Source organism: Pseudomonas sp. YA1 (genome assembly GCF_058680555.1).
In genome coordinates this window covers 339,398-359,262 of the sequence record NZ_JBZWBG010000003.1, presented here as the reverse complement: position 1 = coordinate 359,262, position 19,865 = coordinate 339,398, and the positions used below count along the sequence as shown (strand labels likewise).

Annotated in this window: 26 protein-coding genes and 1 tRNA gene; 13 read left to right on the top strand and 14 right to left on the bottom strand. The window is 66.0% G+C overall.

Features of this window, described 5'->3' with window-relative positions:
• Positions 1–14 precede the first annotated feature (14 nt).
• Positions 15–206 carry a hypothetical protein gene (locus AC4OR5_RS06105; RefSeq protein ID WP_003099127.1) on the bottom strand — a complete coding sequence of 64 codons (192 nt, stop codon included), beginning with the start codon at positions 204–206 and terminating at the stop codon, positions 15–17.
• A 348-nt stretch (positions 207–554) separates the two neighbouring features.
• On the opposite strand from AC4OR5_RS06105, the gene AC4OR5_RS06100 reads away from it, so the two are divergent.
• Positions 555–1,250: an alpha/beta hydrolase gene (locus AC4OR5_RS06100; protein WP_003090823.1), complete on the top strand. Its 696-nt coding sequence runs from the start codon at positions 555–557 to the stop codon at positions 1,248–1,250.
• 47 nt (positions 1,251–1,297) lie between these two features.
• On the opposite strand, the gene AC4OR5_RS06095 is transcribed toward AC4OR5_RS06100, so the two are convergent.
• Both AC4OR5_RS06095 and AC4OR5_RS06090 read right to left on the bottom strand, forming a co-directional pair.
• Positions 1,298–2,197, bottom strand: a complete 900-nt coding sequence (locus AC4OR5_RS06095) for a Dyp-type peroxidase (RefSeq protein ID WP_079390125.1) — start codon at positions 2,195–2,197, stop codon at positions 1,298–1,300.
• A gap of 341 nt (positions 2,198–2,538) precedes the next feature.
• A complete protein-coding gene (locus AC4OR5_RS06090) occupies positions 2,539–3,120 on the bottom strand; it encodes a TetR/AcrR family transcriptional regulator (protein ID WP_058160068.1) in 582 nt (193 codons plus the stop codon).
• Positions 3,121–3,207: 87 nt separating this feature from the next.
• Here AC4OR5_RS06090 and AC4OR5_RS06085 point away from each other — a divergent pair, with 87 nt between their 5' ends.
• Positions 3,208–4,176 carry an enoyl-CoA hydratase/isomerase family protein gene (locus AC4OR5_RS06085; protein WP_003108887.1) on the top strand — a complete coding sequence of 323 codons (969 nt, stop codon included), beginning with the start codon at positions 3,208–3,210 and terminating at the stop codon, positions 4,174–4,176.
• Positions 4,177–4,181: 5 nt separating this feature from the next.
• Positions 4,182–4,664 carry a DUF6632 domain-containing protein gene (locus tag AC4OR5_RS06080; RefSeq protein WP_023106389.1) on the top strand — a complete coding sequence of 161 codons (483 nt, stop codon included), beginning with the start codon at positions 4,182–4,184 and terminating at the stop codon, positions 4,662–4,664.
• Between the two features lie 150 nt (positions 4,665–4,814).
• Here AC4OR5_RS06080 and AC4OR5_RS06075 read toward each other — a convergent pair whose 3' ends face one another.
• The 3 genes from AC4OR5_RS06075 to AC4OR5_RS06065 all read right to left on the bottom strand — a co-directional run bounded on the left by AC4OR5_RS06075 (position 4,815) and on the right by AC4OR5_RS06065 (position 6,367).
• Complete coding sequence (locus AC4OR5_RS06075; RefSeq protein ID WP_058160069.1) at positions 4,815–5,225, bottom strand: nucleotide triphosphate diphosphatase NUDT15; 411 nt, start codon at positions 5,223–5,225, stop codon at positions 4,815–4,817.
• Between the two features lie 21 nt (positions 5,226–5,246).
• On the bottom strand, positions 5,247–6,026 hold the full coding sequence (locus AC4OR5_RS06070) for a PhzF family phenazine biosynthesis protein (RefSeq protein WP_003108892.1): 780 nt from the start codon (positions 6,024–6,026) through the stop codon (positions 5,247–5,249).
• 101 nt (positions 6,027–6,127) lie between these two features.
• On the bottom strand, positions 6,128–6,367 hold the full coding sequence (locus tag AC4OR5_RS06065) for a hypothetical protein (RefSeq protein WP_003099145.1): 240 nt from the start codon (positions 6,365–6,367) through the stop codon (positions 6,128–6,130).
• Between the two features lie 369 nt (positions 6,368–6,736).
• Here AC4OR5_RS06065 and AC4OR5_RS06060 point away from each other — a divergent pair, with 369 nt between their 5' ends.
• Entirely contained in the window at positions 6,737–7,570 is an 834-nt protein-coding gene (locus tag AC4OR5_RS06060; RefSeq protein ID WP_046602230.1) for a 5'-nucleotidase, lipoprotein e(P4) family, read from the top strand.
• 33 nt (positions 7,571–7,603) lie between these two features.
• On the opposite strand, the gene AC4OR5_RS06055 is transcribed toward AC4OR5_RS06060, so the two are convergent.
• The gene (locus AC4OR5_RS06055) at positions 7,604–7,828 is read right to left on the bottom strand and encodes a hypothetical protein (RefSeq protein WP_003090833.1); all 225 of its coding nucleotides are present in this window, start codon (positions 7,826–7,828) and stop codon (positions 7,604–7,606) included.
• A gap of 160 nt (positions 7,829–7,988) precedes the next feature.
• Here AC4OR5_RS06055 and AC4OR5_RS06050 point away from each other — a divergent pair, with 160 nt between their 5' ends.
• Positions 7,989–8,159, top strand: coding sequence for a hypothetical protein (locus tag AC4OR5_RS06050; protein WP_003090834.1), 171 nt, complete (start codon positions 7,989–7,991; stop codon positions 8,157–8,159).
• 19 nt (positions 8,160–8,178) lie between these two features.
• On the opposite strand, the gene AC4OR5_RS06045 is transcribed toward AC4OR5_RS06050, so the two are convergent.
• The 4 genes from AC4OR5_RS06045 to AC4OR5_RS06030 form a co-directional block, all read right to left on the bottom strand.
• A complete protein-coding gene (locus AC4OR5_RS06045; RefSeq protein ID WP_003119901.1) occupies positions 8,179–8,700 on the bottom strand; it encodes a hypothetical protein in 522 nt (173 codons plus the stop codon).
• A gap of 267 nt (positions 8,701–8,967) precedes the next feature.
• Positions 8,968–9,555: a type IV secretion system toxin Tse4 gene (gene tse4 / locus AC4OR5_RS06040; RefSeq protein WP_058160070.1), complete on the bottom strand. Its 588-nt coding sequence runs from the start codon at positions 9,553–9,555 to the stop codon at positions 8,968–8,970.
• A gap of 4 nt (positions 9,556–9,559) precedes the next feature.
• The gene (gene tsi4 / locus AC4OR5_RS06035; protein ID WP_003099162.1) at positions 9,560–9,997 is read right to left on the bottom strand and encodes a type VI secretion system immunity protein Tsi4; all 438 of its coding nucleotides are present in this window, start codon (positions 9,995–9,997) and stop codon (positions 9,560–9,562) included.
• A gap of 191 nt (positions 9,998–10,188) precedes the next feature.
• Positions 10,189–10,265: transfer RNA gene (locus AC4OR5_RS06030), tRNA-Val, on the bottom strand.
• A gap of 183 nt (positions 10,266–10,448) precedes the next feature.
• On the opposite strand from AC4OR5_RS06030, the gene AC4OR5_RS06025 reads away from it, so the two are divergent.
• Positions 10,449–11,732, top strand: coding sequence for an NAD(P)/FAD-dependent oxidoreductase (locus AC4OR5_RS06025; RefSeq protein WP_003114430.1), 1,284 nt, complete (start codon positions 10,449–10,451; stop codon positions 11,730–11,732).
• 52 nt (positions 11,733–11,784) lie between these two features.
• Here AC4OR5_RS06025 and AC4OR5_RS06020 read toward each other — a convergent pair whose 3' ends face one another.
• The 3 genes from AC4OR5_RS06020 to AC4OR5_RS06010 form a co-directional block, all read right to left on the bottom strand.
• Positions 11,785–12,741, bottom strand: a complete 957-nt coding sequence (locus AC4OR5_RS06020) for a formate/nitrite transporter family protein (protein ID WP_003090842.1) — start codon at positions 12,739–12,741, stop codon at positions 11,785–11,787.
• Positions 12,742–12,822: 81 nt separating this feature from the next.
• Positions 12,823–13,800 (bottom strand): PA2778 family cysteine peptidase, encoded by a 978-nt coding sequence (locus AC4OR5_RS06015; RefSeq protein ID WP_058160071.1) that lies wholly within the window; start codon positions 13,798–13,800, stop codon positions 12,823–12,825.
• Positions 13,785–14,180 (bottom strand): PA2779 family protein, encoded by a 396-nt coding sequence (locus AC4OR5_RS06010; RefSeq protein ID WP_023081419.1) that lies wholly within the window; start codon positions 14,178–14,180, stop codon positions 13,785–13,787. Before AC4OR5_RS06010 ends, AC4OR5_RS06015 begins: the two co-directional genes overlap by 16 nt.
• 407 nt (positions 14,181–14,587) lie before the next feature.
• Here AC4OR5_RS06010 and AC4OR5_RS06005 point away from each other — a divergent pair, with 407 nt between their 5' ends.
• From AC4OR5_RS06005 to AC4OR5_RS05975, 7 genes are all read left to right on the top strand, one after another.
• Positions 14,588–14,932 (top strand): helix-turn-helix domain-containing protein, encoded by a 345-nt coding sequence (locus tag AC4OR5_RS06005; protein ID WP_003115217.1) that lies wholly within the window; start codon positions 14,588–14,590, stop codon positions 14,930–14,932.
• On the top strand, positions 14,929–15,270 hold the full coding sequence (locus AC4OR5_RS06000) for a PA2781 family protein (RefSeq protein ID WP_023081420.1): 342 nt from the start codon (positions 14,929–14,931) through the stop codon (positions 15,268–15,270). Before AC4OR5_RS06005 ends, AC4OR5_RS06000 begins: the two co-directional genes overlap by 4 nt.
• A 477-nt stretch (positions 15,271–15,747) precedes the next feature.
• On the top strand, positions 15,748–16,407 hold the full coding sequence (gene bamI, locus AC4OR5_RS05995) for a biofilm-associated metzincin protease inhibitor BamI (RefSeq protein ID WP_023106382.1): 660 nt from the start codon (positions 15,748–15,750) through the stop codon (positions 16,405–16,407).
• A 77-nt stretch (positions 16,408–16,484) separates the two neighbouring features.
• Positions 16,485–18,284, top strand: a complete 1,800-nt coding sequence (gene mep72 / locus AC4OR5_RS05990) for a metalloendopeptidase Mep72 (RefSeq protein ID WP_023106381.1) — start codon at positions 16,485–16,487, stop codon at positions 18,282–18,284.
• A gap of 171 nt (positions 18,285–18,455) precedes the next feature.
• Entirely contained in the window at positions 18,456–19,013 is a 558-nt protein-coding gene (locus AC4OR5_RS05985; protein ID WP_058160072.1) for a DUF2975 domain-containing protein, read from the top strand.
• An 8-nt stretch (positions 19,014–19,021) separates the two neighbouring features.
• Positions 19,022–19,240 (top strand): helix-turn-helix domain-containing protein, encoded by a 219-nt coding sequence (locus AC4OR5_RS05980; protein ID WP_058151887.1) that lies wholly within the window; start codon positions 19,022–19,024, stop codon positions 19,238–19,240.
• Positions 19,241–19,354: 114 nt separating this feature from the next.
• Positions 19,355–19,822, top strand: a complete 468-nt coding sequence (locus tag AC4OR5_RS05975; protein ID WP_003090851.1) for a GAF domain-containing protein — start codon at positions 19,355–19,357, stop codon at positions 19,820–19,822.
• Positions 19,823–19,865 lie beyond the last annotated feature (43 nt).

Here is a 19,865-nt window from a genome sequence, read left to right as displayed (position 1 = left end):
TCCCGGCCCCGCGCCTAGCGCTTCTTCGGCACCACCGCCCGCACCGCCTCGCAGACGACCAGCCCGACCATCAGCGGGATCAGCAGCGGCAGGATCGACATCGAGAGGTTTTCCGCTCCCGAGCTGAGGAGAAACGGAAACTGGCTGAGGAAGGCGACCATCGCCAGGCTGAGCAGGATCAGCAGGCCGTAGAGGCATGACGCCAATTTCAGAGCTTTTTCCATGACCGGGTAGAAAGTGAAGGATTCGGAAGAAAATCTACCCGCCCCGCTCCCCCGGTATGGCGAGAAGCAAGATTTTTTCAGATTCGGGTGCCCCGAAAAGACGCGAACCCGACCGACCGATCACCCCTCCATGCCCGTCGCGACAACCCGATCGGTCGGGTCCGGACTTGCAACATACCGCCGTGCCGATATCACGTCGCCTACCGGAACAAGGAGTTGTTCTTTTCGACGAACGTCCTCGCCTCCCGCTATCGCCCGCCCATCGCGACCTCGTATGCTCGCCGGGCGATGCCTCATGCCAGCAACCCTCACCCACAAGGGAGCAACACGATGAGCAACCTGCCTGCGATCATCCTGGTCCACGGCTTCTGGGGCGGCGCCGCCCACTGGAGCAAGGTCATTCTCGAACTGAAACGCCTCGGCCACGACAACCTGCATGCCGTCGAACTACCGTTGACCTCGCTGGCGGACGATGCCGAGCGGACGCGCAAGATGATCGCGCAGCAACAGGGGCCGGTCCTGCTGGTCGGACACTCCTATGGCGGCGCGGTGATCACCGAGGCCGGCAACCAGCCGAATGTGGTCGGGCTGGTCTATATCGCCGCCTTCGCCCCCGACAGCGGCGAAAGTCCCGGTGGCATCACCCAGGAGCACTTGCCCCTGGCCGCAGCGAACCTGGCGCCGGACAGCGATGGCTATCTCTGGGTGAAGGCGGACAGGTTCCACGAAAGCTTCTGCCAGGATCTCGCTGCGGACGAAGGGCTGGTCATGGGCATCACCCAGAAGGCTCCGCTGGCCAGCACTTTTGGCGATGCCATCGGCAGCCCGGCCTGGAAGAGCAAGCCCTCCTGGTACCAGATTTCCAGCGCCGATCGCATGATTGCGCCGGAGAACCAGGAGCGGATGGCCGCGCGGATCGCACCGAGGAAGATCGTCACCCTCGATGCCAGCCACGCGTCACTGGCCTCGCGAGCGAAGGAAGTAGCGGCGCTGATCGACGAGGCCGCCGTGGCCACCGCCCACTAGCGCCGCGCAGGACGCGGCAGCAGGCCTGGCCTGCTGCCGCGTCGGGCTCAGAGGCCGAGGGCGGACAGGTCGAGGCGGCCGTCGGCCATGGGCGGACACCAGAAGTAGCTGCCGCTGATCGGCCGGGTGAAACGGAACAGGCCATCGAGCACCCCGTCTTCCACGCCGATCATCCGTAGCCACTGGACCTCGAAGGCCTCGAACGAGCGGCCGAAGGCGGCGAACAACAGCCCCGCGCGGTGCTCGTCGGACCAGGGCGCGCCGCGCCGCAGGAGGAACGCGGCGGGCTCGAAGCTTTCCTGCTCGGTGCGCTTGACGTGGGCGTAGGCCGGCGCGTCTTCCAGTTCTTCATCGTCGGACTTGCGGCGGCCGATGATGTTGTCCATCTCCTCGCCGGGGATCGCCTGCATCCGGTCGAAGTCATGCAGCCACTGCTGGACAGCAACGAAACTGCCGCCATCCAGGCCCGCACCGCGCCCGGAGACCAGCGCGGCTTCGAGCGCCGCATCGCCCTTGGGGTTCTCGGTGCCGTCCTTGTAGCCGGACAGGTCGCGGTCCTCGCCGTAGAGGAACGCATCCACCGCGCCGGTCCGCTGGAAGGCCGGCACCAGCGACCGTTCCAGCGCGTGCGAGCGCAGCGTCACCTCGCCGCGATCCTCGCCGCGCAGCCAGCACCACAGCGCGGAGGGCGTGGACGGCAGGTCGATGCCGGGCGCGGCGAGCACCGGATAGTCCTTCATGCCCTCGACGGTCTTGCCGAGGCTGAGCATCAGCGAATGGCCGATACCCACCACCAGCTGGTAACCATCGGTGGCCGCGGCCAGGCTGGCCAAGGTCGCGGCCACCTGCTCGGGTTGGGAAATGCTGAAAAACAGGTAGCGACCCACCACCGGAATCGGGGTGAGAATGCCTGGCTGAGCCGCGCTCATGTTGCCTCCATCTATCATCAGGCCGTGCGCCGCTCGTGGCGATGCACCTTCGATCTCGTTCTGGTTCGAGCAATGCTCGGTTTCGGAGCGCAGCGGCAGGCGACGCCAAGCGAAGCGGCTCCGAAATACCCGCGCATCCTAAACCGGTGCAACGCCAGAGACCACTCGAAGACGAGGGAAAAGCGCGAAGTCGGACCTGCGTCGCTCAGAACTCCATCGGCATGAGACCGACCACCAGGCCGGCGACGGCAAGGGCAAACACCAGCAGGGCCTTGGCGAGTTCGAGATGATGGGCGTTCATGGGCTTACCTGTCGGAGGGAAAGCCTGACGCTAGACGCCGAACATTGCAGTTGTGCAATCAGTCCCGGTCCGCTTGCGGCGAAACCGCTCCGCTCACCGAAAGCAGGCCCAGCGCATGCTCCAGCGCCGCATCCAGGACCTTGTCGCGCGCCACCTCGCTCGCCTGGGCACGCGCGAGAAGCACCGCGCCGACCGACAGGCAGGTGAGCACCCAGGCCCGGTTCTCGTCGCCCATCAGTTCGGCCAGCCGCCGTTGCCGTTGTTCCAGGGCGCGTTCGAAGGTTTCCCGCACCTCGGGCCCTGCCCGGCCCACCTCGGCGGCCAGCGCCGGAATCGGGCAGCCCATGTCGGCATGCTGCGCATGACCGCGACTGAGGTAGAGACGGGTGGCGCCGGCCAGTTGCTCCAGGCTGTCCAGCGGAAAGGCATCGTGCTGGGCGCTCAGCTCGCGCTGCAGGATCGCTTCGAGCAACTCCGCCTTGCTGGAGAATTGCGAGTAGAACGCCCCGGTAGTAAGACCAGCCGCCTTCATCAAGGTGTCCAGGCCGGTGCTGGCGAAGCCCTGGCGCTTCACCAGCGGAGCGGCCTTGCTCAACAACAGGGCGCGGGTGGCCTGTTTCTGTTCCGGTTTGTAGCGCATGCAGACTATCCGTTGGTTGGGGAGACGATGTCGTCACATTGGATAATGATCGTTATATAACGCTCGTTATCCAATGAGGAAGTCGCAATGACTCTAGCACCGCGACACCTGCGCATAGAACAACGAGGACGCGTCCTGCAGGTCCTGCTCGACAATCCCCCGGCGAACTTCCTCACCACGGCGGTGATGCAGGAACTGGCCGACCTGCTGGACGACCTGGAGCAGCGCCAGGACATCGGTGCCGTCATCCTTTCCGGAGCGGCGGATGGGGTCTTCCTGACCCACTTCGACGTCGACGAGATCGAGCGCGCCGTCGCCCCCATCACCTTCTCCATGCCGGCCTGGCTGACACGCCTGCTGCTGGAAAGCGAAAGCCTCCTGCGCCACCTGCCTGGAGCGAGGAAGCTGCTGCGTCACACCCTGCTGGCCGGCGTCGCCGACATGAACCTGTTCCATGAGGTCACCGCGCACATGCGCCGCATGGACAAGGTGTTCATCGCCGCGATCAACGGCCTGGCCCTGGGCGGCGGCTGCGAGCTGGCGCTGGCCTGCGACCTGCGCCTGATGGCCGAGGACGACCAGGTGGAACGCTTCCTCGGCCAACCGGAAGTACTCATCGGCCTGATACCGGGAGGCGGCGGCACCCAGATGCTGGCGCGCAGCCTGGGCGTGGCCAAAGCCCTGGAGTTGTGCCTGGAAGGACAACTGCTGGAGCCGCGCCAGGCCCTTGCGCTGGGCCTGGTCAACGGGCTGGCGCCAGCGGAGGAGCTACTGGAAGCCGCCGACGCGCTGGCGCAACGCCTGTCCCGGCGCTCGCCGCAGGCGGTGCACCTGATCAAGCGTTCGATCTACCAGGCGGCTTCCCGCGACTGGACGGAGGGCATGGCCAGCGAAAAGGCCGGCTTCCTCTCCGCCGCCTCCCAAGGCAATACCCGCCGCGCCATGCGCGAATACATCGAACGGGTGCGCACCATCACCCGGGAAGAGCGTCCTTTCCGCCGTGCGGATTTCGACGACCTGACCGAAGGCAACGCCATCGACATGGCCTACAGGTGATCTGCATGACTGCCTCCTCTTCCCCGGTTTCCGCCACGCCCTGGCTGACCCTGAGCATTCGCCTGATGGCCGGCGGCTTCCTGCTGTTCTTCGGCCTGGCCCTCGCCACGCTGCTCCTGCGGCTCGACCAGTCGCTGCTCGACTCCGACGCCGGGCGCCTGCTGCTCCGCCTGGTTCGCTGGGGCGACCAGCAAGGCGGCGGACAGCACTATGAGCTGATGATCTCGACGATCTACCTGGTCTGGGGCGCATTCCTCTGGCGCGCCGCCAGCCAGCCCTTCCGCCACCGGCTGTTCATCGACTTCACCGTGGCGGCCAATGCCGCGCACTTCGGCCTGATGTTCCTGCAGGGACTGTTGATGCCCGGCGAACACATCCACCTGGCCGGCGATGTCCTGCTGGGCTGGGCCTCGCTGCTGCCGCTGATGCTGTTCTGGATACCGCAACGCAAGCGGGCAGTCCCTTCGCTCGCCGTCGAGCGGAGGTGACGACGGCGGAACGGCCCCCAAAGGGGCCTAGCAGTTCGAACAGGCTCCTCTTGATGCCGTTGCGGACTGGCCTATGCTCACGGTGTGTGCGAACCCCAAGGGTATTTCCCGACCAGCTCCCCCGCGGTCGGGATTTTTTTTGCCTGTCGCTCAGCGCTCCGGATCGAAGGGCGAATAGCCCCGCCGGCGCAGGCTCGCCAGGGGCGCGAACAGCGGCGCCGGCAGATCGGCCCAATCGAACCAGGCCCAGCCGTCGCACTTGTCCGGCTCCATGAGGCGCGCCTCGGCATCCTCCGCGCAACCGGCCAGGATGAACGCGGTGAGGTAGTGGCGCCCCTCGAAGACGTCATTGCTGAACGGGCCGTGGCGCAGTTCGCTCAGCGCCAGGCCGGTCTCTTCCAGGGCTTCGCGCAGGGCGCAGTCCTCCACCGCCTCGCCGAACTCGAGATGGCCGCCGGGCGCCGACCAGCAGCCAGCGCCGTGGCTGCCCTTGCGGCGCCCCAGCAATACCTTGCCGCCCCGCAAGATCAGGACGCCCACGCCTACCTGCGGTACCGGCATCGTCGCACTCCTGCTTCGGGATCAGAGATGGAGCGTACCGCTCATGTACAACGCCGCCTTGCCGGAGATGACCACCCGCTCGCCGCGCACGTCGCATTCCAGGCGCCCCTTGCGCGCCCCGCCCTGCTCGGCGCTCAGCCGGGTCTTGCCCAGGCGCTGCGCCCAGTACGGCGCCAGGGAGGTATGCGCGGAACCGGTCACCGGGTCTTCGTTGACGCCGACGTTGGGCCCGAACCAGCGCGAGACGAAATCGAAGCGCTGGCTGCGCGCGGTCACCGCCACCCCGCGGCACGGCAAGCCCTTCAGCCGGGCGAAGTCAGGCGCCAGGGCAGCGATCGTCTTTTCGTCGTCGACCACCACGAGGTAATCGTCGGTCTTCAGCACTTCCGCCTCGACAATGCCCAGCGCCTCCAGCAGTCCGTCCGGTGTCGCGCAAGGTTCCGGACGCTTGGCCGGGAAGTCCATCGCCAGCGAGTCGCCCTCGCGCCGTACGCTCAGCTCGCCGCTGCGAGTGGCGAAACGCAGTACCGGGGAAGCGTCGTCGAGCTTGTGGATCAGCACCCAGGCCGTCGCCAGGGTCGCATGGCCGCACAGATCTACCTCGACCTGCGGCGTGAACCAGCGCAATCGATAGTCGCCGTCGCGGCCGACGACAAAGGCGGTTTCCGAAAGATTGTTCTCTTCCGCGATGGCCTGCAGGCGCTCGTCGTCCAGCCAGGCATCGAGGGGGCAGACCGCCGCCGGATTGCCCTGGAAGGGACTGTCGGCGAATGCGTCGACCTGGAAGATCGTCAGCTCCATGTTCCGGACTCCTGTGTCGATGGGCTGCGCACCTTAGCAGCCGGACCTCGACCAGGACAATGCCGCGCCCCCGCGCGGTTGCGCCAGCGCAGGCGCCTCGCTCAGATCTGCCGGATATCCAGCAGCGCCCAGACCTGGTAACCCTGGCGCTTGGCTTCCTTCTCCGCCTCCAGTTGCGCGGTGACCTTGCTGATGGAGCGCGAGCGATGTTCGAAACGCAGCGGCAATCCCGCCCCGTCCTTGCGCACGCTCAGTTCGACGATGGTGTAGCGGACCGGCTGGCTAGCCTCGGTCCGGGCCTTTTTCGGTCGTGTTTCGGCAAGGCCCAGCGCCTTGCGCATCTGTTCTTCAGAGTAGATTTCCTGCACGCATTCACCCAGATTGAATAAAACCCGCAAATCCTATTGGTTCGCGACCCCACTTGCCAGGATAGTCGGCGAAGCGGGTCACACATCGACGCGAAAATCGCGCCTACCAGATCCGGCAGCTTCATCGAAACCGCCGCCGACATAAGCTGTGGGCGCTGTACATCCCTGGATCCTTTCCCGGCCTGCTCCACGCGGCCGGGATTTTTTTGCCCGCCGCAGCCGTTTCCCGGACAACGCGTCAATCGGTTACGTCATTGCGCCATCGCGATTGTGGTACCGCACGCCTTGAAGTATGAAAACACACCGCCATTCCCGCGCGGACATACTGCCCAGGACCCATCCATGCCACGAACCAGAACAACAATAATCGCCGCCACCCTGCTGCTGGCCAGCTCCCTGCTCCACGCCCAGGAGCAGATGCCCGCCGCAACGCCAGCCTCGAACCTGCTCACCGCCGCAGTCGCCTGGCGGCAGACCGCCGCCGAATACCGCGCCCTCTACTACCAGGGCTTCAACGTTGCCCGCGATCGACTGGACCGGGCGCTGGCCGCGCGCCAGCCCGGGGCGAGGAAACCGGCGATCGTCAGCGACCTCGACGATACACTGCTCGGCAGCAACAGCTACTGGAGCTTCCTGCTCAGCCAGGACAAGGAGTTCTTCGACGACGCCGTCTGGGACCGTTGGGTCGCAGCCAACGGCCCGAGCCTGACCCCCGGCGCCCTGGAGTTCCTCGAATACGCCAGGTCCCGAGGCGTGGAAATCTTCTACGTGTCCAGCCGCGACCAGGGCGAAAAGACCCTGGAGTATGCCCTGGGCAACATGCGCGCCCTGCGCATGCCGTTCGCCGACGCAGAGCATGTGACCATCCTGCGCGACAGCTCGAATAAAGAGCCGGCGCAGAAGGCCATCGCCGCGCAGTACGACGTGTTGCTGATGCTCGGCGACAACCTGAACGACTTCCAGCGCCGCTACTACGTCGACGACGTGATGCAGCGCAACCGGCTGCTCGACGAGGACCGCAAGGCATTCGGCGAGAAGTACGTGATCTTCCCCAATCCCACCGACGGCCATTGGATGAAAGCCATCTTCGGTGAATCGGAACCCGCCGACACGCCGACCAACCGCGCCCGCTTCCGCGCTGCGGCGAGCCAGGGCGCCTGGAAGGGCGGCGACTGAAACCCTACACGGCGCACCAGGGAAGGTCCGTCGTCAGTCGAGCGCCGCGCACTCCGCGCAAACGTAGTGCCCGTCCGCGTCCCTCGCTACCAGCACGTCCTCGCAGCAAGCGCAGGGTTGCCAGGCCGGCCCGGCTTCGCTCTCCTCGCCGCCATCGGCGTAGTCTTCGGCGGACGCCGCGTCGAACTCGTCCTCCAGGTATTCGTTGTCCAGCAGGTGGTCGTGCTCGGGCTCGTGGATGTCGTCTTCGTCGCGCATGTTCGACCGTCGTCTCGCTGGAGGTGGCGGACTTATAAATGCGCCCGCCCGTCACGTCAACGTCCGTTCGCAGCGGGCCGGCAAAAGGACGCACCCACTCCGGGCGCTCGTCGAATTGCACTAGAATCGCCCCTGCCTCCTGCCACCGACCCAAAGCATCATGAGCAAACTCCAGCACATCGGCCTGTTCTTCTTCGTCCTCCTTTCCGCCGGTCTGGCCCTCGGCTACCAGCTCGACTGTGCGGACGGCAGTCACATCGAGACCTATCTGTTGCGCGGCCTGGGCGCCCGCCTGCTGGGCATCGACCTGTGCCTGCCGCCCAGCCACTGAGACCGGCAGCGCGGCGCCGCTAGCCGGCCAGTTGCAACCAGAGCGAAAACACGCCCAGCGCACACCAGAAGCCGGCGAACAGAAACGGCACGCGTCGCGAGAACAGCAAGGTTTTCTCGAAGCTGCCGCGGTTGACCTCGCGTTCGCTGAACAATGGCGAATCATCGTAGGCCAGGCCGATTTCCGGATCGCTGTGCAGCAGGCAGGACTGCTTGAACTGCCAGTGGCAGATGATCTCCGAGGATGCCTGGATGCCCGGCCAGGCATGCAGGGAATTGACGATCCCGAGCAGTGCCAGGAGCGCCGGCACCACCAGGGTGAACAGCTCGCCCCAGGCCGGGTTCAGGTTGGCCATCGACGAGGCGTAGGCGATGACCAGGAACGACTGTGCCGTCAGGTAGGCGTTGGTCCGACTGGATAGCTGGCCCGTCTCGTAGTGGATTTCCCGCCGGTAGAAGTCCAGCCGCTCCTTGGCTGAACAGAAGATCCGGACATCGGATTCTTGCGACAACGGCCCTCCGGGCATGATCAACCTGGACACAAGCACGACACCTCGAACGAGTGGATGGGCTTGTTTGGAAAGAATCGATCCACGCCGGTTCGGAATCTCCGACGACCGTTCCCCGCGCCGGACGTCCGAGCGCACCGAAGCGAGGAACGCAGCATGCCCGTGATCGGCACACTGACGATCACCACGCCGGTAACGATTTCCGCCACCGCCCCGCTGGCCATGGAACTCAACGAAGCTCTGGCCGCCGCACGCCTGCGCAAAGTAAAAAGGGCGATCCTCCCGGATCGCCCTCCTGCATCAGAACAACGCCCCCAGGTAAGCCGCCGCGCCGCCGCCGAACTGTGCACCGACGTTGGCCCCGGCCATCAACAGGGCGCCACGGGACGATTGCAGCAATTGCCGCGACATGCTGGCGCCCAGCGCGGCGGTCAATGGCGAGGCGCTCGCCAGCGCCACCGCCGCCAGCAGCTTGGGATCGAGGCCGAAGAGGATCGCCGTGCCCGAACCGCCGGCGATGACTCCCGCGCCGAGTTCGACATACATGCAGGGCCCGGTGAAGTCGCCGCGGGACAGGTCGCGCCCCACCAGGCCGTCCGCGACCAAGACGGTTCCGGTGCTCGGCAACGCCTCCAGCGCACCGGCCCCGCCAACGCTCTTGCCCTTGACATTGAGGTTGACCTTGCCGAAGCGCGGCAGGCGCATGCCCAGTCCGATCCCGCCGCCCACCCCGCCATAGCGGAAGGACACGTTCTCACCCTCCGGCGAGAGCAACGTGATGGAGCCGCCGCTACCCGCCAGGAAGGCCACGGTCACACCTCCGCCGCTGGCCGTCACATAGCGCCAGCGACTCTCGTTGAGGGGCAAGGGAATGGGAAGTTGCGACATGACTTCAATGTCCTTTTGAGGTCGGTTGGGAAGAACGCAGGCCCAGCAATCCCCTGAACCCGACAATACCGAAGAGTGCGCCGAAGCCGCAGAGGAAAGCGCTGGTTCCCCAGAGCGCGCCGGCATCGTCGACTATCGCGCTGGCCGCCGGCCGCCCAGCCTCGTAGAGGACGCGAACCGGCTCGCCCACCTGGTAGCCGAAGATGAAGCCGCCCTGGGGATAGGAAATCCGCTCGCCGGAAACGCTGGTGAAATCGATCTGCGGATGCGAACCGCCGGCATTCAAGGCGCTGACCGTCCCCTGGGCTTCCTGCGCAGTACGCAGGAAATGGTACCGCTCGACGGTCTTGAAACCGCCGGCGAGCAGGAGGCCGAGTCCGAGCAGGGAAAAAAGGGAAGCGTGAAGAAGTCCGCCGATACGCGAACCGGAAGAGGTCGTCATGAGCCTTGTCGCCTGAATCATCCGTGAAGGCGCTAGGGTCGGAAAAGACCGCCCCTGCTGTCAATAGCGGCTATGCGATGAAGCGCGAGCCCAGGCGAGCACGGGCCGAGCGGCCTTTTTCGGGGCGCAAACGAAAAAAGGCGACCCTTTCGGATCGCCTTTCTTGTCCCGCCAGCAGTGCGGGATTTGTTTGGTAGGCACGATTGGATTCGAACCAACGACCCCCACCATGTCAAGGTGGTGCTCTAACCAACTGAGCTACGTGCCTGCTGATGGCGCGCATTCTACAGACCCCAAAAACACCGTCAAGCTTTTTTTTCGCTAACTCTCTGAAAAAGTGGAATTTTTATTTTCATGGGGTCCGTTGAAAATTTTGCACGGAGGCTAGCCGGCCGATTTCGACTCGGGTAGCATCCGGGCATCCGTAAAAAATAAAAAACAGAGGTGCAAGATGCCGCACACCCCCTACCCCTCCTCCTATTACGCCGCGTCGGCCAATCCCGCGCCGCCCCGCCCGGAACTCCAGGGCGAGGTCGAAACCGACGTCTGCGTGATCGGTGCCGGCTATACCGGCCTCTCCACCGCCCTGTTCCTGCTGGAGAATGGTTTCAAGGTCACCGTACTGGAAGCCGCCAAGGTCGGCTTCGGCGCTTCCGGGCGCAACGGCGGCCAGATCGTCAACAGCTACAGCCGCGACATCGACGTGATCGAGCGCACCGTCGGCAAGCGCGAAGCGCAGTTGCTCGGCGAGATGGCCTTCGAAGGCGGGCGCATCATCCGCGAGCGTGTGGCCCGCTACGGTATCCAGTGCGACCTGAAGGACGGCGGGGTGTTCGCCGCCTTCACCGAGAAGCAGATGGATCACCTGCGCGCACAGAAACAGTTGTGGGAACGCTACGGCCACAACCAATTGGAGATCATGGACGCCAAGCGCATCCGCGAGGTGGTGGCGACCGACAACTATATAGGCGGCATGCTCGACATGAGCGGCGGCCACATCCATCCGCTGAACCTCGCCCTCGGCGAAGCGGCGGCAGTGGAGTCACTCGGCGGCAGAATCTACGAGCAGAGCCCGGCGACCCGCATCGAGCGCGGCGCCAGCCCGGTGGTGCATACCCCGCAAGGCAAAGTGAAGGCGAAGTTCATCGTGGTCGCCGGTAACGCCTACCTCAACGGCCTGGTCCCGGAACTGGCGGCCAAGTCGATGCCCTGCGGCACCCAGGTGATCACTACCGAGCCGCTGAACGAGGAACTGGCCCACAGCCTGCTGCCGCAGGACTACTGCGTGGAAGACTGCAATTACCTGCTCGACTACTATCGCCTCTCCGGCGACAAGCGCCTGATCTACGGTGGCGGCGTGATCTATGGCGCTCGCGATCCGGCGGACATCGAGGCGATCATCCGGCCGAAGATGCTCAAGACCTTCCCGCAACTGAAGGACGTGAAGATCGACTTCGCCTGGACCGGCAACTTCCTGCTGACCCTCTCGCGCCTGCCCCAGGTCGGCCGCATCGGCGACAACATCTACTATTCCCAGGGTTGCAGCGGCCACGGCGTGACCTACACCCACGTCGCCGGCAAGGTCCTGGCCGAAGCCCTGCGCGGCCAGGCCGAGCGCTTCGACGCGTTCGCCGGCCTGCCGCACTACCCCTTCCCCGGCGGCAAGCTGTTCCGCGTACCGTTCACCGCCATCGGCGCCTGGTACTACAGCCTGCGCGACAAGCTCGGGGTCTAGTCCGCGTCGGTAGAACGGCACCCCGGGGTGCCGTTTTTTTTCTGTCCGCGCCTCAACCTTCGCTACGGATCTGCGCATGACTGATCAGGGCGAAGATCAGGCTACCGCCGACTATGTTGCCGCCCAGGGTAGGCAGGGCGAACTTCAGCAGAAACTCGGACCAGTCGATTTCCCCGGCGAACGCCAGGTAGCCTACCTCCGCCGAGCCCACCACGATGTGGGTGAAGCTGCCCAGCGCCATCAGGTAGGTGACCATCGCGATGATCCAGATCTTCGCGCCCTCCGCCGCCGGGATCAGCCAGACCATGGTGGCGATCATCCAGCCGGAAACGATGCCCTTGGCGAACATCTGCGCCAGGTCGTTGTGCATCACCTCGCGGCCGATCTCGAGGAACGCCGCGTCGGCCGCTTCATTGAAGATCGGCAGATGCAGCACCGCCCAGGCGAACAGCAGCGTACCGACGATATTGCCGAACAGCACCACACTCCAGAGACGCAACAGTTGCCAGGCCTTTTCCAGGGTCGGCTCGGTCATCACCGGCAACACGGCGGTCAGGGTGTTTTCGGTGAACAGTTGCTGGCGGGCGAGGATCACTGCCAGGAAGCCCATGGGGTAGCCGAAGCTGCTGACGATGATCGCCCATTCCTGCTCGGGCAGGGCCGCGCGGAACAGGCCCATGCCCATCAACGAGAGGCCGATGGTCAGTCCCGCCGCCACCGCCGACCACCAGAGCGCCGCCAGCGTGCGCTGCAGCTCGTGTTCGCCCTGGACGCGAATCACCTCGTGCAGGACAGCGGCGCGCGGTGGCTGCTTGTCGTCGATTTCCCGCCGCTCGTTGGCGGTCAGCGCCGTGGCGGAACGTCCGTCGGCCGGTTTCTCTTTCCGCTCCTCGCCGCGCGCACGCGGCTTGCGCGCGCCCTCCGCTGCACGCCCCTGGCGCTTGCCCGCCGCGCCGCCCTTGGCCGGTTGTCGGGGGCCGGGAGTCGAAGTCTGCTTGTCGTTGGCCATGCTCTGCACCTGAGTGGGGTCCACCCAGGTATAGAGCCGTCTCGCTGGAACGGGGTTCCGACAACCTTCGGCTGGGCCGCCTCAGCGGGGCGGTGCGCCAACGGGACAGGCCGGCAGCTCGGCGCACCGAGCCGCGGGTGCGACGGCCTGCGGCAAGGCCGCGGCGAAACGGGCTTCCCCAGGCTGCAATGCCCGCGCGCAGGCCTGCGCCTGGCGCGCCGGCGCCGCGCAACCGCGTTCCGCCAGCAACTGGGACAGGTTGAACCAACCCGCGGCGAAATCCGCGCGACGCTCGACGCTGGTGAGCATGGCCTGTTCGGCAGCGGCGGAATCGCCTGCGGCGTAGCGACTGTTGCCCAGGGCGAACCAGGCGAAGGCGTCCTCAGGCCAGCGTCGCACGGCTTCTTCGTAGGCGCGCCGGGCAACCTTGGGGTGGACGGTTTCCTCGCTGTCGCTGGCGGCCTTGAGCCACGGAACCGTCGCTGCCGTGGCCGGCAGGCGGTCACCCGGCAGGGTCAGCACCGCCCAGCGCCCCGAACGCTTCCAGGTCGATTCGAAGCTGGTGAAGTCGGTGACCCAGCGCCGGGTGATGCCCGAGCGCAGCACCAGTTCGCGGCGCTCCCGATCGAAGCCGACCACCACCGCGAAGTGCCACCGCGGCCACCAGGAGAAAGCCTGGTTCTGTAGCACCAGCACCGGGTTGCCCGCCGCGACCTCCTCGAGCACGCTCTCCAGTCCGTCTTGCAGCGGATAGACCAGCATGCCGTGGCGGCGCGCCGCGGCGACCATCTCCAATTGCAGGCTGCCCTCGCGACCGGGAATGAACACCTCGTCCTTCAATTGTCCCGGCGTCAACGCCAGGCCGCGCTGGCCGAGCATCGTGGCCAGCGCGGCGGGACCGCACTGGTAGGCTTCCTGGGGGAAGAACGGCACGTCGCGCAGCTCCACCCGTGCGGGCAGCGCCGCGCTTTCCGGCGGCAGCCTCGGCGGCTGCGCGCAGCCGCCGAGCAATGCGGCGAGCAGCAGCGCCCCTGCCAGCCGCCTCACCGATTGATGCATTTGATGAAGCTGAAGATGTCCGTGGCGCAAAGCATGTCGGTGATGATGAAGATCACCAGGAACAGCACGATGATGCCGATGATGCCGCCCGCCGGTGCCTGGTCCAGTTGCTGGTTGAACTGTGCCAGCTCGGCGTTGGTCAGGCTGTTGATGCGACTCGCCACCTGGTCGCGGGGCACGCCCATGGCCTCCAGTTTCTTCTGTACGCCCTGGTCGTCGAGCATCTTCAGCAGTTGCTGGCGATCGAGGTTGTGCTGCTGTTGCTGCATGACCTCGGCGGTGCCGATCATCGCCGCCTGGGCGAGCGGAACCTCGGCGAAGGTGAGCAGGTGCAGCGCTGCCAGGACGGCAGCGACACGGCGGATGCTTGTTGTTCTCATGGGAATGACCTCTGCGTGAAACCCGACTATCAGCCCTGGGAGGCGAAGCTTGGTTCCGCGTCGCCGACCTCCCCTGAGTATCGTCCCGATCACCGTTTTCCGCCGCCTCGGCGCCGATGCCCGCCCCTCTGGCGAGACGACGACCCGCCGCCCCCAGGCGACGAAGCGGCATTCGTTTTTATGCAATTCGCATATACTCCGGCTCGCCGCGAGAAAACCGGAGCATGCGCGATCTCGGCGACATCGACGCATATCCCCGCCGCAGCCTCGTACACGGCGTCGAAACCGCGCGCCGCCCCGGACGACAGAGCCTCCGGCACGGCGAAAACTAAGGATTCCTGAGCTTCCATCTTGTCCAGATTTGCCCAACCTTGAGCGAGCGGGCCAACGGGACGGGAGTTGTATGGATGCTAGGTACCCGGCTAAAAGCCGCAAGAATCAGAGCGGGATACTCGCAGAAGCAGTTGGGCATGTTGGTGGGAATGGACGAGTTTTCCGCCAGCGCACGGATGAACCAATACGAACGCGAACGGCACTCCCCCAACATGCGGACTTCCGAACAGCTGGCCATGGTCCTCCAGGTCCCCATGGCCTACCTCTATTGCCCCGAGGACGAGCTGGCCGAGCTCATCCTCAAGGTGTCCAGCCTGACACCCGAGTTCAAGAAAGAGCTGACGCGTTTCATCGAACAGTTGCTCGCGGCCCAGGGATCCACCAGCCGCCAGCCTGTACGCACAAGGAGTGAACTGTGAACAAAAGCTTGGATTCAGACTCGATAACCACCGCCATAATGGCCCTGCGTCGCCTGCGCGACACGCACCCGGAGCAGTACCGGGAGCTGCTGCCGTTGTGCGCCTCGGGGCTGGTGGAAACCCTGGTCGGACAGAGCGACGGGGACGACCGCAGGAAGACCGAGACGCAGAGCGAGACCATCGCCCGCTGGACCTGGCTGCAGTTGCTCGGTTGGGCCCAGAACAACAGCCTCAGCCAGCAGCAGATCGAAAGCCTCTACAGCATCGTCGAAGGCATCCGCAGTTGCCGGCCGCTGATGCAGGAGCGCGCCCGCCTCCTGCAACTGGCGCGAGGCTGATGCCCCGGCGCGGCTAGAGGCCGTGTCGGGTCGCCTGGAGATGGGCGAACATGCCAGCGTCGGCCGGAATGTTGACACCCCATAGCCAGCGCGAGGCATCAGCGAAGCCAGCTGGACGAACCAGGGCTTTGAGGTGGCATCGGCGAATTTTTTGAACTGCCAGGCCGGTCCGCCCATATAGGTGGGGCTGCCGTAGACGATGGCATCGGCTTCGACGAGCCGAACAACTTCGTCCAGTTCTTCAAGCGCGAGGTCGGCCAGGTGCCCGGGGCCTTCCGCCGCGAACAGCGTGGCAGCCGAACGCCAGCCTTGCCGCAGCGCACAGAGCGCACGTGACCTGGCGCCCGCAGCGCTCCGGCCTGATTCGCAGTTTCGTCACGCCGGCGCGCGGCCTGGCGCAAATGTGAACGGTTGCCGCCACGCCGGGAGAGGCTTCTTCCTAGACTCCGCGCCACGTTCACTCAAAGGAGAAACAACGTGGCCAAGACATGGATCTACGCAGCCTCGGCCGCCGCCATCGGCGGTGCGCTGATCGGCGGCTGGTTGCTCGACCCGGCTCCGCCCGAGACACCGCCGCAGGCCCGCCAGTCCCCCGCCGCCCAGGCAGTCACCGCCCCGGCAGCGGCGCTCGCGGCGTCGACGGCGGACGCTACCCACATGCTCGCCCCGGCCCCCGTCGCAGCGCCCGCGCCACGCGAGCGGGTGACGCTCTGGCAAGGCGAACTGAGCAGCCGCGAAGGCGCCCAGGGCATTCCCGAATACCTGGCGCAGGTCGAACCCACCCTGCTCGACACGCTGGCGCTCGGCCAGGTGCTGGAAATGAGCCTGCCGGGTCGCGAGCGGCCCTTGCAGGCGCGCCTCGCCAGCACCCATAACAGCGCCGGCCTGCCGGTCTGGCGCGGCGGCCTGGTGGACGGCGACGAGGCGGAAAGCCTGACCGTGGTGCGCGGCAGCCTGGAGACCCACATCAATGTCGCCACCCTCGACGGCAGCTACTCGATCATCGTCGACAACCGCAGCGGCAAGACCCGCGTGATCGACGAGAACGACATCGCTGCACGTAGCGACCCGCACGGCGATCATGTCGACGCGCCGCTCGCCGAGCTGCCACCGATGCCGCCGCCCGCCCAGGGCTGAGCCCACCTTCCCAGCATGTTTTCCCAGCGGTGCCCTCGGGGCGCCATGGCTTCCTATTGTCCGAACACAGGCAACCCATGAAGAAATCCCTGCTCTGCTCCACCCTCGCCCTGGCGGTAGCCTCTGCCGCCCAGGCCGCGCCGAAGACCGTCGACATCATGGTGCTCTACACCCCCGCGGCGACCCAGACCGCAAATGGCCGCGACATCGATGCGCGGATCGCCAGCTACATCGAGTTCGCCAACACCGCCTACGAGAAGAGCGGCGTCGACCTGCGCCTGCGCCTGGTGCACAAGCAACGCCTGGACTGGGCCGACTACCCGACGGTGACCGGCACCAACCTCGATCGCTTCATGCGCGACCCGCAGGTGCAGCGCCTGCGCGAGCAGTACGGCGCCGATCTGGTCAGCCTGGTCAACCGCTCGCAGAACAGCGGCAATGGCTACATCACCTGCGGCATCGGCTACATGGGCTCGGGCGAAAAGAACAGCGGGCTCTTCCACGGCAACGCCAAGGACATCGCCTACAACCTCACCGGGGTCGACTGCGGGCTCAACACCTTCGCCCATGAGGCGGGCCACAACATGGGCCTGCGCCACTCCTACGAGCAGGACCTGGAGTCCAGCTACTACGATCCGCGCTACGCCCACAGCGGCACCTACGAATGGAGCCGCGGCTACGGCGTGCAGGGGCGCTTCGCCACCGTGATGGCCTACCCGCACGCCTTCGGCACCAACAAGCAGGCACCGTTCTTCGCCAACCCACGCCTGGTCAACGCCGAATGCGCCAACCAGCCCTGCGGCCGCGAAGAACACGCCGACGCCGTACGCGCGCTGAACAGCATGGCCACGCAGATCGCCGACTTTCGCCCGACCAAGGTACCCGGCACGCTCAACCCGGGCTCCGGCGGCGACACGCCGACCCCGCCGGACCTGCCATGGTGCGCGAAAGCCAAGCTCGGCGGCCTGCTCGGCGATGGCGAGTTCGCCAGCATGGAAGGCTGGCGCGCATGGTCCGGCAACGCCCAACTGAGCCTGGTGAACGTCGCCAAGGGCTGCCGCGACAATGCCTTGCTGGTCGACGTGCGTGGCTTCGACCTGCTGGTCCGCCCCATTGCCCCCCTGCGCGCCGGCAGCGGCTACCGGCTGAGCGGCAAGGTCATGCTCAAGGCCGCCAATACCCGTGAAACCGTGCGCATGGCGCTGCTCAGCGAACGCGCCGATGGCGCCCTGGCCTACAACCCGGCGCAGAGCGTCGAACTGTCGGTCAGCGGCAACGAGTTCAGTCGCCTGGAGAAGACCTTCGACTACCGACCCGCCGCCGACCAGCGCAACCTCTACGTGGCGGTCTGGAGTGACAGCGGCGCCAGCCTGCTGGTCGACGAGATGAACCTGCAGGAAGCCCAGGCCGCGCCGCCGAGCGTACCGCCGGCGCCGAAGCGCATCGCCTACGACTTCGAGAGCGGCATCGGCGGCTGGAGCGGTGTGCATGCCAGCGCCCGCGCCACGCGCGTCGCCAGCGCCGGGCGGTTGGCCCTGGAAGCCTACCAGCGGCGCTACGCCGGCACCGGCGCCAGCACCAGCCTGCTGGGCAACCTGGAAGCAGGCCGGGCCTACGCGTTCAGCGCGGACGTACGGGTCGGCGATGGTCGCGGCCCGCAGGCCATGACCTATGCCTACCTCTACCTGGAAAGCCAGGGCCGGCCCGGCGAGTACCTGCCCCTGGGCTACAAGGTGGTCGAGAATGGCCGCTGGGCCAGCCTGCGCGGCCAAGTGCAATTGCCGAAGGGGCCGATCAAGCGCGCTGAACTGATGATCCTCAGCGGCAACCAGCAGGAGTCGATGTTCATCGACAACGTCCAGTTGCTGCAGAAGTAGGACGCTTCCCCTCCGTGCCCCCGGCGGGCACGGAGGGGATTTTGCGGAGCGCTCCAGGCCGGATGCAGCGATCATGAAATTATCGTTTTACGATAATTTATTATTAAACTATGATCACTCCGGTTTCCCTCGTTTCCGAGGGGCCTGCCCACCTTCCCAGGAGTACCCCCGATGACAAGCGACCGCCTGGCCGGCTACAGCCGCCTGATGGCTACCCTGACCCTGCTGTTGATCGCCGGCATGCTGCTGCTCAACGCCGCGTGCTGGATCTTCCCCAACCTCGCCAGCGAGCACGGCCTCGGCTTCGCCCTCACCGCCACCGGTGTCGCCGGCGACCTCGGCGTTGTGGCGCGGGACATGCCGCTCTGGCAGGCCCTCGGCGGCATCCTCCTGTTGAGCCTGCCGCTGCTGGTCCTGGCCAGTGGACTGCAGGCGCTGCGAAGGCTGTTCCAGCACTACGGGTGCGGCGAGTATTTCTGCGAAGAGGCCGCGGCGCTGCTCGGCAAGGTCGGCCTGTGCCTGGCTTGCTGGGTGCTGGCGAACTTCCTGCTGGAACCGCTGCTGACGGTCTGGGTCACCTTCCTCCAACCCCAGGGGCAACGCATCGTCAGTCTCAGCTTCGGTTCGGCGGAACTGGTCAGCCTGTTCGCCGCCGCCTCGGTGATGGTGATCGCGCGCATCCAGCGCAAGGCCGCCCTGCTCGCCGAGGAAAACCGCCAGTTCGTCTGAGGTCCGCCATGCCCATAGAAATCAGGCTGGACGTCATGCTCGCCCTGCGCAAGGCCAGGTCCAAGGACCTGGCCCAGGCCATCGGCATCACCGAACAGAACCTGTCGCTGCTCAAGCAGGGCAAGGTAAAGGGCATTCGCCTCGCTACCCTGGAGGCCATCTGCGCCTACCTGGCGTGCCAGCCGGGAGACCTGCTGGAGTACCTGCCCGGCTCGACCGAGGAGTGACAGCCGGGCGCTTATGCGCTCGAGCGAGGGGGAGCGCAACAAAGGGTATTTAGGCCAAGCCCCCTTTCGCCGCTACAGTCGCGGTTCATCCACCAGACATGGGCGAGGCCGGGCATGGCGAAATCCTCCGAACGATTCGAATCCCTGCGCCGGGATATCGACGCACTGGCCCGCCGGCTCGACGTGCCGTCGGTGCTGATCATGCGTTCCCTGCCCCGGCACATGCGCGTCGAGGCCTCCGCCGGACGCCTGGAGGACACCTACCCGATCGGCGCCGAAGGCCGCAAGAGCGTCCATGAAGACGGCGCCCAACCCCTCTACTGCGAACGCGTGGTCGACCGCGACGCCCCGTTGCACGTGCGCGACTCGCGCCAGGAGACGGAATGGGCCGGCAACGAGGATGAAGTCGAGTTCGGCCTGAGCAACTACCTTGGCTATCCGGTTCATGCGCCCGACGGCACCCCGTACGGCACCGTCTGCGTACTCGACAGCCGACCGCGCGACTATTCGGCCGAGGAACGGGCCCTGCTGGAAGAATTGCGGCGCAAGGTCGAGGCGCTGCTGGCGGAAACCGTCTCATGACCTAAGGTCAATCGGATACCGCGGCGCACAACCGCGCCGCCTC

Excerpts from the sequence above, each read along its gene's own strand:
- AC4OR5_RS06080 (WP_023106389.1), top strand. The coding sequence starts at position 4,182 with ATGACTGCCTCCTCTTCCCCGGTTTCCGCCACGCCCTGGCTGACCCTG.
- AC4OR5_RS06025 (WP_003114430.1), top strand. The coding sequence starts at position 10,449 with ATGCCGCACACCCCCTACCCCTCCTCCTATTACGCCGCGTCGGCCAAT.
- AC4OR5_RS05975 (WP_003090851.1), top strand. The coding sequence starts at position 19,355 with ATGGCGAAATCCTCCGAACGATTCGAATCCCTGCGCCGGGATATCGAC.
- AC4OR5_RS06020 (WP_003090842.1), bottom strand. The coding sequence starts at position 12,741 with ATGGCCAACGACAAGCAGACTTCGACTCCCGGCCCCCGACAACCGGCC.
- AC4OR5_RS06005 (WP_003115217.1), top strand. The coding sequence starts at position 14,588 with ATGCTAGGTACCCGGCTAAAAGCCGCAAGAATCAGAGCGGGATACTCG.
- mep72 (WP_023106381.1), top strand. The coding sequence starts at position 16,485 with ATGAAGAAATCCCTGCTCTGCTCCACCCTCGCCCTGGCGGTAGCCTCT.
- AC4OR5_RS05985 (WP_058160072.1), top strand. The coding sequence starts at position 18,456 with ATGACAAGCGACCGCCTGGCCGGCTACAGCCGCCTGATGGCTACCCTG.
- tsi4 (WP_003099162.1), bottom strand. The coding sequence starts at position 9,997 with ATGACGACCTCTTCCGGTTCGCGTATCGGCGGACTTCTTCACGCTTCC.
- AC4OR5_RS06085 (WP_003108887.1), top strand. The coding sequence starts at position 3,208 with ATGACTCTAGCACCGCGACACCTGCGCATAGAACAACGAGGACGCGTC.
- AC4OR5_RS06100 (WP_003090823.1), top strand. The coding sequence starts at position 555 with ATGAGCAACCTGCCTGCGATCATCCTGGTCCACGGCTTCTGGGGCGGC.
- AC4OR5_RS06010 (WP_023081419.1), bottom strand. The coding sequence starts at position 14,180 with ATGAGAACAACAAGCATCCGCCGTGTCGCTGCCGTCCTGGCAGCGCTG.
- AC4OR5_RS06060 (WP_046602230.1), top strand. The coding sequence starts at position 6,737 with ATGCCACGAACCAGAACAACAATAATCGCCGCCACCCTGCTGCTGGCC.
- AC4OR5_RS06090 (WP_058160068.1), bottom strand. The coding sequence starts at position 3,120 with ATGCGCTACAAACCGGAACAGAAACAGGCCACCCGCGCCCTGTTGTTG.
- AC4OR5_RS06070 (WP_003108892.1), bottom strand. The coding sequence starts at position 6,026 with ATGGAGCTGACGATCTTCCAGGTCGACGCATTCGCCGACAGTCCCTTC.
- AC4OR5_RS06050 (WP_003090834.1), top strand. The coding sequence starts at position 7,989 with ATGAGCAAACTCCAGCACATCGGCCTGTTCTTCTTCGTCCTCCTTTCC.
- AC4OR5_RS06065 (WP_003099145.1), bottom strand. The coding sequence starts at position 6,367 with ATGCGCAAGGCGCTGGGCCTTGCCGAAACACGACCGAAAAAGGCCCGG.
- AC4OR5_RS06075 (WP_058160069.1), bottom strand. The coding sequence starts at position 5,225 with ATGCCGGTACCGCAGGTAGGCGTGGGCGTCCTGATCTTGCGGGGCGGC.
- AC4OR5_RS06095 (WP_079390125.1), bottom strand. The coding sequence starts at position 2,197 with ATGATAGATGGAGGCAACATGAGCGCGGCTCAGCCAGGCATTCTCACC.
- tse4 (WP_058160070.1), bottom strand. The coding sequence starts at position 9,555 with ATGTCGCAACTTCCCATTCCCTTGCCCCTCAACGAGAGTCGCTGGCGC.
- AC4OR5_RS06015 (WP_058160071.1), bottom strand. The coding sequence starts at position 13,800 with ATGCATCAATCGGTGAGGCGGCTGGCAGGGGCGCTGCTGCTCGCCGCA.
- AC4OR5_RS05980 (WP_058151887.1), top strand. The coding sequence starts at position 19,022 with ATGCCCATAGAAATCAGGCTGGACGTCATGCTCGCCCTGCGCAAGGCC.
- AC4OR5_RS06055 (WP_003090833.1), bottom strand. The coding sequence starts at position 7,828 with ATGCGCGACGAAGACGACATCCACGAGCCCGAGCACGACCACCTGCTG.